10 protein-coding genes, 2 tRNA genes and 1 pseudogene are annotated in these 12,490 nt (G+C 62.8%); 2 read left to right on the forward strand and 11 right to left on the reverse strand.

Annotated features, from left to right (window positions below; genetic code table 11):
* Positions 1-50 precede the first annotated feature (50 nt).
* The 8 genes from alr to rnr all read right to left on the reverse strand — a co-directional run bounded on the left by alr (position 51) and on the right by rnr (position 8,474).
* On the reverse strand, positions 51-1,127 hold the full coding sequence (alr, locus tag ACN0X6_RS13615) for an alanine racemase (RefSeq protein WP_417704655.1): 1,077 nt from the start codon (positions 1,125-1,127) through the stop codon (positions 51-53).
* A gap of 181 nt (positions 1,128-1,308) precedes the next feature.
* Complete coding sequence (gene dnaB, locus ACN0X6_RS13620; protein ID WP_160019221.1) at positions 1,309-2,703, reverse strand: replicative DNA helicase; 1,395 nt, start codon at positions 2,701-2,703, stop codon at positions 1,309-1,311.
* 260 nt (positions 2,704-2,963) lie between these two features.
* Complete coding sequence (gene rplI / locus ACN0X6_RS13625; protein WP_125833549.1) at positions 2,964-3,410, reverse strand: 50S ribosomal protein L9; 447 nt, start codon at positions 3,408-3,410, stop codon at positions 2,964-2,966.
* 21 nt (positions 3,411-3,431) lie between these two features.
* The gene (locus tag ACN0X6_RS13630) at positions 3,432-4,325 is read right to left on the reverse strand and encodes a hypothetical protein (RefSeq protein WP_417704657.1); all 894 of its coding nucleotides are present in this window, start codon (positions 4,323-4,325) and stop codon (positions 3,432-3,434) included.
* Positions 4,326-4,361: 36 nt separating this feature from the next.
* A complete protein-coding gene (gene rpsR / locus ACN0X6_RS13635) occupies positions 4,362-4,592 on the reverse strand; it encodes a 30S ribosomal protein S18 (protein ID WP_003246847.1) in 231 nt (76 codons plus the stop codon).
* A 28-nt stretch (positions 4,593-4,620) separates the two neighbouring features.
* Complete coding sequence (gene rpsF, locus ACN0X6_RS13640) at positions 4,621-5,043, reverse strand: 30S ribosomal protein S6 (RefSeq protein WP_003246846.1); 423 nt, start codon at positions 5,041-5,043, stop codon at positions 4,621-4,623.
* A 174-nt stretch (positions 5,044-5,217) separates the two neighbouring features.
* A complete protein-coding gene (rlmB, locus tag ACN0X6_RS13645; RefSeq protein WP_417704660.1) occupies positions 5,218-5,970 on the reverse strand; it encodes a 23S rRNA (guanosine(2251)-2'-O)-methyltransferase RlmB in 753 nt (250 codons plus the stop codon).
* On the reverse strand, positions 5,967-8,474 hold the full coding sequence (gene rnr, locus ACN0X6_RS13650) for a ribonuclease R (protein WP_417704662.1): 2,508 nt from the start codon (positions 8,472-8,474) through the stop codon (positions 5,967-5,969). Before rnr ends, rlmB begins: the two co-directional genes overlap by 4 nt.
* A 207-nt stretch (positions 8,475-8,681) precedes the next feature.
* On the opposite strand from rnr, the gene ACN0X6_RS13655 reads away from it, so the two are divergent.
* Positions 8,682-8,768: transfer RNA gene (locus ACN0X6_RS13655), tRNA-Leu, on the forward strand.
* Positions 8,769-8,852: 84 nt separating this feature from the next.
* A tRNA-Leu gene (locus ACN0X6_RS13660) sits at positions 8,853-8,939 on the forward strand.
* Positions 8,940-9,063: 124 nt separating this feature from the next.
* Here ACN0X6_RS13660 and ACN0X6_RS13665 read toward each other — a convergent pair.
* The 3 genes and pseudogenes from ACN0X6_RS13665 to ACN0X6_RS13675 form a co-directional block, all read right to left on the reverse strand.
* Positions 9,064-9,948: a methyl-accepting chemotaxis protein gene (locus ACN0X6_RS13665; protein ID WP_417704769.1), complete on the reverse strand. Its 885-nt coding sequence runs from the start codon at positions 9,946-9,948 to the stop codon at positions 9,064-9,066.
* A pseudogene (locus ACN0X6_RS13670) lies at positions 9,922-10,980 on the reverse strand (HAMP domain-containing protein); the annotation flags it as partial. The pseudogene ACN0X6_RS13670 and the gene ACN0X6_RS13665, both read right to left, overlap by 27 nt.
* Before the next feature lie 179 nt (positions 10,981-11,159).
* Positions 11,160-12,455, reverse strand: a complete 1,296-nt coding sequence (locus tag ACN0X6_RS13675; protein WP_021487874.1) for an adenylosuccinate synthase — start codon at positions 12,453-12,455, stop codon at positions 11,160-11,162.
* Positions 12,456-12,490: the final 35 nt, after the last annotated feature.

Raw genomic sequence — 12,490 nt, forward strand, 5'->3', positions numbered from 1 at the left:
ACCCGCCAGGCTGCCGATGACGGGTTGCACCCGCCCTGGCAGAGATCCCGCTAGCCGATATAGCGTCGCGGCACCCGCGCGGTGACTTTGCTCAGCAATTCGTAGCCAATGGTGCCGCAGGCTGACGCCACTTCATCCAGCGGAAGATTGCTGCCCCATAGTTCCACCGGCGAATCGATGTCGGCCTCAGGCAGATCCGTGATATCCACCGCCAGCATGTCCATCGACACCCTGCCCGCCAGCGCGGCACGCTGTCCCTCGACCAGCACCGGCGTGCCGCTGGGCGCATGGCGCGGATAACCATCGGCATAACCGCAGCTGACCGTGGCAATACGCGAAGGTCGCTCGGCGACCCAGGTCGCGCCATAACCAACGCTTTCACCGACGGCCACCTCACGCACGGCGATCACCCGCGCGGCCAGAGTCATGGCCGGTTTCAACCCCAGCTCGCGTGCACTCAGCTCGGCGAACGGCGTAGCACCGTAGAGCATGATGCCGGGGCGCAGCCAGTCCATATGCGCCGCAGGAATGGTCAGCACGGCCGCCGAGTTGGCCAGTGAGCGCTGATTGAAATCCAGATCCAGCAGATCGAGAAAACGCTCGACCTGCTGTTCGGTCAGCGGATGACCGCGCTCGTCGGCGCAGGCGAAGTGGCTGAGCAGGTTGAGTTCGGCGACCTGGTCGGCGCCCTGCAACCGCGCATGCCACAGGCGCAGGCTGGCGGCGTCGAAACCGAGGCGGTGCATGCCGGAGTCGAGCTTGAGCCAGACGTTGAGCGGACGCGCCAACTCTGCGGCAATCAGCGCCTCGGCCTGCGCCGCGCTCTGCACCACCACATCCAGGCCCAGCTGCGCGGCGATGGCGTATTCACCAGCCTCGAAGCAGCCCTCGAGCAGCAGGATGCGCGCCTTGTCATGCATGGCGCGCACCTCGGCCGCCTCCTCCAGGCAGGCCACGGCAAAGCCATCGGCAACCTCGTGCAGCGCCGTTACCACCTCACGCACGCCATGCCCGTAGGCATTGGCCTTGACCACGGCGAAGGCCTGACGCCCGGGCGCGCAGCGCTTGGCGACGGCGTAGTTATGAGCGATGGCGGAGAGGTCGACGATGGCGGCAAGCGGACGCATGACAGAAGGCCTGAACGAAAAACGGGCGCCCATCTTAACCGCTGGGCACCCGATTTCATTGATCTAGAGCGTAGCCCGGATGCAGTCCGGGGGCTTCTGCGCCGAGAGCCGCGGATTTCATCCTGGCTACAGAGCTGCGTGATTCGCGAGCCGGGCTCGCTCCTACACTGCTCGCGCGCGGTTATTCGTCCTCGAACTGGTAGCTACCCGGCGCCAGGTTCTCGAAGCGCGAATACTTGCCGAGGAAGGCCAGGCGCGCGGTACCCAGCGGGCCGTTACGCTGCTTGCCGATGATGATCTCGGCCACCCCCTTGTACTCGGTCTCGGGGTGATACACCTCATCGCGGTAGACGAACATGATGATGTCGGCGTCCTGCTCGATTGCACCGGACTCACGCAAGTCGGAGTTGATCGGGCGCTTGTTGGGACGCTGCTCCAGACCACGGTTGAGCTGTGAAAGGGCGATGACCGGGCAGTTGAACTCCTTGGCCAAGCCCTTGAGCGAGCGCGAGATCTCGGAGATCTCGTTGACCCGGCTGTCGCCGCTGGAGCCGGGAATCTGCATCAGCTGCAGGTAGTCGACCATGATCAGGCCGATCTCGCCGTGCTCACGCGCCAGACGCCGCGTGCGCGCACGCATCTCGCTCGGGGAAATGCCGGCGGTATCGTCGATGAACAGCTTGCGATCATTGAGCAGGTTGACCGCGCTGGTCAGGCGCGGCCAGTCGTCATCGTCGAGTTGACCGGCACGCACCTTGGTCTGGTCGATGCGCCCGAGCGAGGCGAGCATACGAATCACGATGGATTCCGACGGCATCTCCAGCGAGTAGACGAGAATCGCCTTGTCGCTACGCATCAGGGCGTTTTCCACCAGGTTCATGGCGAAGGTGGTCTTACCCATCGACGGACGACCGGCGACGATGATCATGTCGGCCGGCTGCAGGCCACTGGTCAGGTTATCCAGGTCATCGAAACCGGTGGACAGACCGGTGATCGCGTCGCCGTTGTTGAACAGCGTGTCGATGCGGTCGATGGCCTTGACCAGAATGTCGTTGATGCCCACCGGCCCGCCTGTCTTGGGGCGGTCCTCGGCAATCTGGAAGATCAGACGCTCCGCTTCGTCGAGAATTTCCTCACCGGTACGGCCCTCTGGGGCGTAGGCGCTGTCGGCAATGTCGTTGCTGATGCTGATCAGTTTGCGCAGCGTGGCGCGCTCACGAATGATCTGCGCATAGGCCTTGATGTTGGCCACCGACGGCGTGTTCTTCGCCAGCTCGGCGAGATAGGCCAGGCCGCCGACCTGCGACAGCTGCCCTTCCTTGTCCAACTGCTCGGACAGGGTCACCACGTCGAAGGGCTCGTTACGCTCGGCCAGCTTGAAGATGGCGCGGAAGATCAGCCGGTGGTCATGGCGATAGAAATCGACATCCGACACACCATCGAGCACGCGCTCCCAGGCATTGTTGTCGAGCATCAGGCCGCCGAGTACCGCCTGTTCCGCCTCGATGGAGTGCGGCGGCACTTTCAGGGCGGCAGTCTGCAGGTCGTATTGCTCGGGAATGCTGATGTCGTTCATAGGCTCGGGGAGAAAATGCGGCGATAGAAAAAACAAAGGGCACGGATCGCAGAGCGATACCGTGCCCGATTGTCAGCAGACCTACGCCACAGCGCAAGTCCGCTTGGCGGCTACTAGCTAGAGTCTGTCCATGATCTCGCGAGCTAGAGCCCTGCAAGGCGAAAGTTGGTGAGGAAGCGCAGTTTACGAGTAGTAAATGAGCATTCCGAACCAGCTTTCAACGCAGCAGGGCCGACGCGCAGCAGATCGTGGGCGGGCTCTTAGGCGGCGACCACAATTACCTTGACGGTGGCTTCGACGTCGGTGTGCAGGTGCACAGCTACGTCGTATTCGCCAACCTGGCGAATGGTGCCGTTCGGCAGACGCACTTCGGCCTTGGCCACTTCAACGCCGGAGGCGGTCAGGGCGTCAGCGATGTCGTGGGTGCCGATGGAACCGAACAGCTTGCCTTCATCGCCAGCGGTGGCGGTGATGGTGACTTCCAGTTCAGCCAGCTGAGCAGCGCGAGTTTCAGCGGAAGCTTTCTTCTCGGCAGCCGCTTTTTCCAGTTCGGCGCGACGTGCTTCGAAAGCAGCAACGTTGGCTTCGGTGGCAGCGGTGGCTTTGCCTTGCGGCAGCAGGAAGTTACGGCCGTAACCGGCTTTAACGTTCACTTTGTCGCCCAGGTTGCCCAGATTGGCGATTTTTTCCAGCAGGATGACTTCCATTTGGGTCTTACCTCTTAACTTTTAACCTTCACCGTTCGCAGAGCCCGGGCCGTTCTTGCGCGCCAGGCGACCGCGAAAATCAAACAGACTGTCGACGATGGCCAAGACCACCAGTAACGGATAGATCAGCTGCATGAACAGCAGGAGCGTGATGTACATGCCCACCAGCCAGAAGCGAGCGAGCCCACCCTTCTCCACCAGGCCGTGCACCAGGGCAATCCCGGCGAACAGCAGCGGCACACTGCACAGCGGCGTGAGCATGGCCAACTGCGGCCCCAGATTGGGACCTAGCATCATGCCCGCCAGCAGCAACAGCGCCTGTGGCAGCGGCAGTCTCAGCGCGCGAAACTCGCGAGCAAAACCGCCAGGGTTGTACAACACGGCCTGCCAGTAACGCCCAAGGATCAGGCTCAGCAAGCTCAGAATCTGCAGCAAGGCTGCCAGCAGCCCGGTCAGCACCGGTGCGATCAAAGCCTCGAGACGCTCGCGTTCGCTCACCGACAATTGCTGGTGAGCGCCATCGAACATGGTTGGCAAAAGCTTCTGCAGCTCACCAGCCATGGCCGCGATGGGTTCGCGGAACACTGCCCCAAGGACAAAACCATACACCAGGCCCAGTGCCACACTGCTCAGCAGTATGCGGTTCCAGGTCCAGTTGGCGCGCAACAACAACGCCAGCCCCAGCGCACCGACCAGCACCAGCAAGGTGCGCGGTTCGCCGAAATACCACCAGGCAATCGCCGGTAGCATGGCCCAGGCCAGGATGCCGATGGCATCACTGGCTCCACGCCGCAGCAGCACCAGGCTGCCAGCGGCTGCACTCAACCAGAACAACAGCGGCATCGCTGCCGATCCCACCACCACGAGGGTGGCCTGCATACGGCCGCGCATGATGTATTCAGCCAGGGCGCGCATGCGATCTATTCCTTAACTCTTGTCGACTGTCCGGTCTCAGCGGCCGTGGCTGTCGGTGTAGGGCAGCAGGGCCAGGAAGCGGGCGCGCTTGATAGCGGTGGCCAGCTGACGCTGATAACGAGCCTTGGTACCGGTGATACGGCTAGGAACGATTTTGCCGGTTTCCGAGATGTAGGCTTTCAGGGTGTTGAGATCTTTGAAATCGATCTCTTTCACGTCTTCAGCGGTGAAGCGGCAGAATTTACGACGACGGAAGAAACGTGCCATGTGATTGGCTCCTCAATAGATCCGTGGATTACTCGTCAGCGTTGTCGCTGTCGTTGCTGTCGCTGTCATCGCCGTCGTTGGACTCGGCGTTTTCAGGACGTTCACGACGCTCGCGGCGCTCACTGCGGTTTTCTTCGGCCTTCAGCATCTCGGACTGGCCAGTGACGGCCTCGTCGCGACGGATGACCAGGTTACGGATCACGGCGTCGTTGTAGCGGAAGTTGTCTTCCAGCTCGGCCAGGGCCTTGCCGGTGCACTCTACGTTGAGCATCACGTAGTGGGCTTTGTGGACGTTGTTGATGGCGTAAGCCAGCTGACGACGGCCCCAATCTTCCAGGCGGTGAATCTTGCCACCGTCTTCTTCGATCAGCTTGGTGTAACGCTCGACCATGCCGCCGACTTGCTCGCTCTGGTCCGGGTGAACCAGAAAGATGATTTCGTAATGACGCATAAATGCTCCTTACGGGTTGTAGCCTGCCAACTAAGGTGGTCAGGCAAGGAGTGGGTTTTCTCGTGATGAGCTTGCCAGGCGGTAGGCGCGAAAAGGCCTGCCGTCACGGCAAGGGGCGCCATTCTAGAGAAGCCCCCTGCCGCGCGCAAGATGAACTGGCGATTATTTGAGCAGTCAGCCCTTGCGCTTGGCCTGACGCTGACGCACGGCCTCGAACAGGCAGACGCCGGTGGCAACCGAGACGTTGAGACTGCTGACACTGCCGCCCATGGGCAGCTTGACCAGGTAATCGCAATGCTCGCGGGTCAAGCGGCGCATGCCCTTGCCCTCGGCCCCCATGACCAGCACCGTCGGCCCGGTCATGTCCTGCTGATAGACCTCCAGCTCGGCCTCGCCGGCCGTACCGACCACCCACAGGCCGCGCTGCTGCAACTTCTCTAGGCTGCGCGCCAGATTGGTCACTGCCACCAACGGAATCACCTCGGCAGCGCCGCAGGCCACCTTGCGCACCGTGGCGTTGAGGGTTGCCGACTTGTCCTTGGGCACGATCACCGCCAACGCGCCGGCGGCATCCGCTGTACGCAGGCAGGCCCCCAGGTTGTGCGGATCGGTCACGCCGTCGAGCACCAGCAGCAAAGGCGGACCTTCGCAGCGATCGAGCAGCTCCTCGAGCATCGCCTCGCCCCAGACCTGACTGGGGCTGACATCGGCAACCACACCCTGGTGCACGCCCTCGACCCAGGCATCCATCTCACGGCGCTCGCACTGCCCCACTTTTACGCGAGACTGCGCAGCCAGCTCCAGCAAGGGTTGCACCCGAGGATCACTGCGACCATCGGCCAGCCAGACCTGCTTGACCCGCTTGGGGTGATGACGCAGCAGGGCTTCTACGGCATGCACGCCGTAGATCTTTTCCAGATCACTCATGACTTGGCCTTAGGCTTGCGCGGCTTACCGGCAGGTGGCGGGGCACTGTCGCCACGCCCGGAGCCCTTGCGCGAACCGCCGGCCGGCTTGTTCGTCGACTTGCCGGCAGCCCCCTTGCCACTCGCGCCCTTGCCGGCCTTGGCGCCAGCCAACAGCGCCTTCTTCACGTCCCGGCTTTTCTGCACGTCGGTATTGCCCATGCCATTGGGCTTGCCGCCGCGACGCACGTCATCACCCTTGCCGGCCTTGTCCTGGCTCAGCTCGAAGTCGATCTTGCGCTCGTCCAGATCGACGCGCATCACCTTGACCTCGACGCTGTCGCCGAGACGGAAGCTGCGGCCGCTGCGCTCACCGGACAGGCGATGGTGAACCGGGTCGAAGTGGTAATAGTCGGCCGGCAACGCGGTCACGTGCACCAGACCCTCGACGTAGATGTCGCGCAGCTCGACGAAGATGCCGAAACCGGTCACGGCAGTGATCACGCCCGCGAAAGTCTCGCCGACACGATCCTGCATGAACTCGCACTTGAGCCAGTTGACCACATCGCGGGTCGCTTCGTCGGCACGGCGTTCGGTCATCGAGCACTGCTCGCCGAGCTTTTCCAGGGTCGCTTCGTCGTACGGATAGATACGCGCCTTGGGCATGACTGCCGCGCCGGCACGCTCCACGTGCGTGGTGTCGCGTTTGGAACGCACCACGCTGCGAATGGCGCGGTGCACCAGCAGGTCGGGATAGCGACGGATCGGCGAGGTGAAGTGGGTATAAGCCTCGTAATTGAGACCGAAGTGCCCTTCGTTCTGCGCGCTGTACACCGCCTGGCTCAGCGAACGCAGCATCACGGTCTGGATCAGGTGATAGTCCGGGCGCTCGCGGATGCTTTCCAGCAGGCGCTGATAGTCCTTGGGTGACGGACCATCCTTGGACTTGCCACGCTGCAGCGACAGCCCCAGTTCACCGAGGAAGGCCTTGAGCTTCTCCAGGCGCTCCGGCGGCGGGCCATCGTGCACGCGATACAGCGACGGAATCTCGTGATCCTGCATGAAGCGCGCGGTGGCCACGTTGGCGGCCAGCATGCACTCCTCGATCAGCTTGTGCGCATCGTTGCGCTGGGTCGGGCGGATCTCGTCGATCTTGCGGTCGGTGCCGAAGACGATACGCGTTTCCTGCGTTTCGAAGTCGATGGCACCACGCTCGTGACGAGCGGCGACCAGCACCTGATACAGCGCGTAGAGCTGATTGAGGTGCGGCAGGACCTCCTTGTACTCGCTGCGCAGGGACTTGCCCTCGCTGCTCTTGGGATCTTCCAGCATCAGGCTGACCTTGTTGTAGGTCAGGCGTGCATGGGAGTGGATCACCGCCTCGTAGAACTTGTAGTCGACCATCTGGCCGCTCTTGGACATGGTCATTTCGCAGACCATGGCCAGGCGATCGACATGCGGGTTGAGCGAGCACAGGCCGTTGGACAATTCCTCCGGCAGCATCGGCACGACGCGCTCGGGGAAGTACACCGAGTTGCCGCGCTCGACCGCCTCGGCGTCCAGCGCCGAGCCGACCCTGACGTAATGCGAGACGTCGGCGATGGCCACGTAGAGTTTCCAGCCACCGGAGAACAGCTTCCAGCGGCTGCTGTTCTTCTCGCAGTAGACGGCATCGTCGAAGTCGCGGGCGTCTTCACCGTCGATGGTGACGAAGGGCAGATGGCGCAGATCGATGCGCTTCTCCTTGTCCTTCTCATCCACTTCGGGCTTGAGCTTGCGCGCTTCCTTGACCACCGCCTCGGGCCAGACGTGCGGGATGTCGTAGCTGCGCAGCGCGACGTCGATCTCCATGCCCGGCGCCATGTAGTTGCCGATCACCTCGACGATGTCGCCCTGCGGCTGGAAACGCTGCGTGGGCCAGTGAGTGATCTTGATCTCGACGAACTGACCGATGCGCGCACCGCCAGTGCGCCCCGGGGTGACCAGCACTTCCTGCTGGATCTTGGGATTGTCGGCGACGACGAAACCGATGCCGTTCTCTTCGTAGTAACGGCCAACGATGCTCTCATGAGCGCGTTCGATCACCTCGACGATACCGCCTTCACGGCGGCCACGCCGATCGAAACCCGCCACCCGCACCAGCGCGCGATCACGATCGAACACCAGGCGCATCTGCGCCGGGCTGAGGAACAGGTCGTCACTGCCGTCATCCGGCACGAGGAAGCCGAAGCCGTCGCGGTGACCGCTGATGCGACCACAGATCAGGTCGAGCTTGTCCACCGGGGCGTAAGTGCCACGACGGGTATAGATGAGCTGACCGTCACGCTCCATTGCGCGCAGTCGGCGTCGCAGGGCTTCGAGCTGATCTTCGGTATGCAGACCGAACTCTTCGACCAGTTGCTCACGACTGGCAGGCGCGCCGCGCTCGGCCAGATGCGAAAGGATCAGCTCACGGCTGGGGATGGGGTTGTCGTATTTTTCCGCCTCGCGGGCGGCCTCGGGATCGAGGGATTGCCAATCGGCCATGTAAGGAGGATTACCTGTGCTTATGTATAAGGGTGTATGCCATATGCCTATTGAAGCGCGAAAAAGGCATCCGGGGCAGCTTTTCCGGTGACAATAATTTTTTTGGGGTCAGGGGTTTACAAGGTAAATGCCCGCCCGTATAGTTCGCGCCCACAGCGTCGAGCAGACGTTGTAACACGAAGCAGATGATGATTCATCGGTTTCTGTGCCCAGGTGGCGGAATTGGTAGACGCGCTGGTTTCAGGTATCAGTGACTTAACGGTCGTGGAAGTTCGAGTCTTCTCCTGGGCACCAAATTTCGTGAAGTGGCTTGATAACCCACTTTGCAAATAAACGGATGCAACGCTCCGTGTCGGCAACGACGAACATTGCTGTAGTGCCCAGGTGGCGGAATTGGTAGACGCGCTGGTTTCAGGTATCAGTGACTTAACGGTCGTGGAAGTTCGAGTCTTCTCCTGGGCACCAAATTTCAAAAAACCGAGCCAATGGCTCGGTTTTTTATTGCCCACGAAAAAGCGTGCCACCTCGCAGGTGCGCCGCTGCGCGCACCCGCCAAAACCTTAGAGCGGCGAGGTGCGCACAGCGCACCCTACACTTTGAACTGCCCCAGGCTGGCCTTGAGCTGCGTCGCCAGCTCGTCCAGCGCTCGCGCGTTGCCGGCAATCGCCGTCACCGCCTCGGCCGCATGCTGCGCTTCGGCATGAATGATCTCGACACGCCCACGCACCGCACCAGCGCCGTCAGCCTGATGCGCCGCTGCCTGGGTCGCTGCATTGATGGCGCCATGCACCTCGTCCACCGACTGCTGCACCGAGTGCTGCAGACGCGCACTGTCACGCAGCACCTGCAGACCTTCACTGCCTTGCGCGCCCGCCTGGGCGATGGCGGCAACCGCCTCCTGAGCACCGCGCTGCAATGCGGCGATATGGGTCTGGATATCGCCGGTAGACTGCTGAGTCTTGCTCGCCAGCGCCCGCACCTCGTCAGCCACCACGGCAAACCCGCGACCACTCTCGCCGGCGCGCGCCGCCTCGATGGCGGCATTGAGCGCGAGCAGGTTGGTCTGCTCGGCAATTGACTGAATCACCGTCAACACCACCTCGATCTGCTCGCTCTGCTTGGCCAGCCGCTCGATCACCGCCGAGCCATCGGCCACCCGCGCCACCAAGCCTTCGATCAGCGCGGACAGACGCTGAGCGATAGCCGCGTTCTCGTGCGCCGCCTGGCGGATAGTGTCGACACGCTGCAGCGCGTCCTGCATGGCCTGGCTTTCCGCCTGCGCCTCGTCGGCCATTTGCGCCAGTGCCTGCAGACTGCCGGCCACCTCATCGCGCTGCCGTCCGGCAGCGGCCTCGGCCGCCACGCCGCGCTGGGTCAGACTGCGAATCTGCTCACCGGTGCGCAACGCCACCTCACCCGACTCACGCACGATGGGCTGCAGCTTGGCGATGAAGCGATTGACCGCATCGGCCATCTCGCCGACCTCGTCCTGACTGTCGATGCTCACACGCCGCGTCAGATCCCCCTCGCCTGCCGCCAGATCATTGAGCGCCGCACTGAGCAGGCGCAGGCGACTCAGTACTCGCCAACCCAGCACCAGAGCGACCACCAGCATTGCCAGCGCCCCCACGACCAACAGCCCGAGGGCGATGTTCCAACGCAGCGAATCCGCCGCCACGCGCACCGATTCGCCACCGTTGCGCGCCATTTCCTGGGTGTAGCGCTCGGCCGACTGCAGACGCTCGCGCAGCGCACCGGTCGCCTCTTCGGAAGCGCCAGCCAGACTGCTATCGACCAACTCACCGGCGCCGCTGACCAAAGACGCAAAGCGGCCGTCCAGCGCGGCCAGCTCCTTTTCCACCACATCCAGCGACAGGCCCATCTGCACCCTGCCGATACGCGAGCCCATTGGATTGATATCAGCCTCGACCACATACACGCGCGGATCGCGTGAAGCCGCATCCACCAGTTTCTCCAGCGGCGAGCCACCCTGCCCGGCAGCGACGAGTTCACGCACCTGCGCGTTGCTGCGATTGAAGTTGCGCGTCAGGCGCTGACCCTCGGCGTCGTAGATGATGGCGAACAGTACCGCCGGATCCTGCTGAGCGATTCGGGTCAGCGCAGTGAGCGCAGGAATATCCAGATCCCAGATGGACTTCGGCGCCACCCCGGCCAGCAGCTGCGCCAGCGCCTGACCGGATTGCTTGAGATTGCCTTCGAGCACCACGCGCAATTGCGCCTGTTCATTCTTCAGCTGGCCGGAAAGCCCTTCACCCAGGCGCGTACGGGTACTGCCGGCGAGCGCGGAAAGGCCCTGCGTCATCTCCCGCTCGGCAGCCTCCAGCTCCTCAGCCAGACGGCGACTTTCGCCCCCCAGGCGCTGCGCCAGATCCTCGACCATGCCGTCGACCGAGGCGCGCATCAGCCAAACAGCCAAACCGACCTGCACCAACATGGCCAGGCCAAGCGCGACGAACACCGGCCGCAACAGACGGCTACGCAACATGGAAACGATGGCGAACACTGGGAACACTCCTCAACGACCGTAATAGCTATAACGGCGACTTCCGGGATTTATTGAATACAAGCAAAGCGCATGCCCAGCACCCCGACGGGAACGCCCGCATGGACGCGCACAAAAAAGCCGCCCGAAGGCGGCTCCTGTGCAGCTGGAGAGCAGCTCGATCAGGCGAACGGATGACGCAGCACGATGGTCTCGTTGCGATCCGGACCGGTGGAGATGATGTCGATCGGCGCGCCGACCAGCTCTTCCACCCGCTTGATATAGGCACGAGCAGCGGCTGGCAGGTCTTCCAGAGTCTTGGCACCCAGGGTGGACTCGCTCCAGCCCGGCATTTCCTCGTAGACCGGCTGCAGACCGATGTAGCTGTCGGCGTCGGTCGGCGCATCGACCAGCACCTGGCCGTTGGCGTCCTTGTAGCCGGTACAGATACGGATGGTTTCCAGACCGTCGAGCACGTCCAGCTTGGTCAGGCACAGACCAGAGATGCTGTTGATCTCGATGGCGCGACGCAGGATCACCGCATCGAACCAGCCGCAACGACGGGCACGACCGGTGGTGGCGCCGAATTCGTGACCACGCTTGGCGAGGAAGGCACCGACGTCATCGAACAGCTCGGTCGGGAACGGCCCGGAGCCGACACGGGTGGTGTAGGCCTTGGTGATGCCGAGGATGTAATCCAGGTACAGCGGACCAAAACCGGAACCGGTGGCGATACCGCCAGCAGTGGTGTTGGAACTGGTCACGTAGGGGTAGGTGCCATGGTCGATGTCCAGCAGCGAGCCCTGGGCACCTTCGAACATGATGTCCTTGCCCTCACGACGCAGGTCATGCAGCACGGCGGTGACATCAGCCATCATCGGCTTGAGCAGCTCGGCGTATTCCATGCACTCATCCAGGGTCTTCTGGAAGTCGATGGCCGGCTCTTTGTAGAAATTGACCAGCTGGAAGTTGTGGTAGTCCAGCAGCTCGCCCAGCTTGGCGGCGAAACGCTCGCGGTGGAACAGATCACCGACGCGCAGGCCGCGACGCGCGACCTTGTCTTCGTAAGCCGGGCCGATGCCGCGACCGGTGGTGCCGATCTTGGCGTCGCCACGAGCCTTCTCGCGCGCCTGATCCAGCGCTACGTGGTAGGACAGGATCAACGGGCAGGCCGGGCTGATACGCAAGCGCTCACGCACCGGTACACCCTTCTCTTCCAGCTTGGTGATTTCGCGCATCAGAGCATCGGGAGCGACGACCACACCGTTGCCGATCAGGCACTCGACGCCAGCACGCAGGATGCCGGACGGAATCAGGTGCAGGACGGTCTTCTCACCGTTGATCACCAGGGTGTGGCCAGCGTTGTGACCGCCCTGATAACGCACGACTGCAGCGGCCTGCTCGGTGAGCAGGTCGACGATCTTGCCCTTGCCCTCATCACCCCATTGGGTGCCCAGGACGACGACATTCTTACCCATAAACTTGTCCTCTTCGCGCAAGCTTCGATGCCGGC

This window comes from Pseudomonas sp., assembly GCF_048269965.1.
Classification (GTDB): domain Bacteria; phylum Pseudomonadota; class Gammaproteobacteria; order Pseudomonadales; family Pseudomonadaceae; genus Aquipseudomonas.

What these genes read in the sequence shown, in the direction of transcription:
- dnaB (WP_160019221.1), bottom strand. Translation starts at nt 2,703, where the DNA reads ATGAACGACATCAGCATTCCCGAGCAATACGACCTGCAGACTGCCGCC.
- rpsR (WP_003246847.1), bottom strand. Translation starts at nt 4,592, where the DNA reads ATGGCACGTTTCTTCCGTCGTCGTAAATTCTGCCGCTTCACCGCTGAA.
- rnr (WP_417704662.1), bottom strand. Translation starts at nt 8,474, where the DNA reads ATGGCCGATTGGCAATCCCTCGATCCCGAGGCCGCCCGCGAGGCGGAA.
- alr (WP_417704655.1), bottom strand. Translation starts at nt 1,127, where the DNA reads ATGCGTCCGCTTGCCGCCATCGTCGACCTCTCCGCCATCGCTCATAAC.
- rlmB (WP_417704660.1), bottom strand. Translation starts at nt 5,970, where the DNA reads ATGAGTGATCTGGAAAAGATCTACGGCGTGCATGCCGTAGAAGCCCTG.
- rplI (WP_125833549.1), bottom strand. Translation starts at nt 3,410, where the DNA reads ATGGAAGTCATCCTGCTGGAAAAAATCGCCAATCTGGGCAACCTGGGC.
- ACN0X6_RS13665 (WP_417704769.1), bottom strand. Translation starts at nt 9,948, where the DNA reads ATGGCCGATGCGGTCAATCGCTTCATCGCCAAGCTGCAGCCCATCGTG.
- ACN0X6_RS13630 (WP_417704657.1), bottom strand. Translation starts at nt 4,325, where the DNA reads ATGCGCGCCCTGGCTGAATACATCATGCGCGGCCGTATGCAGGCCACC.
- ACN0X6_RS13675 (WP_021487874.1), bottom strand. Translation starts at nt 12,455, where the DNA reads ATGGGTAAGAATGTCGTCGTCCTGGGCACCCAATGGGGTGATGAGGGC.
- rpsF (WP_003246846.1), bottom strand. Translation starts at nt 5,043, where the DNA reads ATGCGTCATTACGAAATCATCTTTCTGGTTCACCCGGACCAGAGCGAG.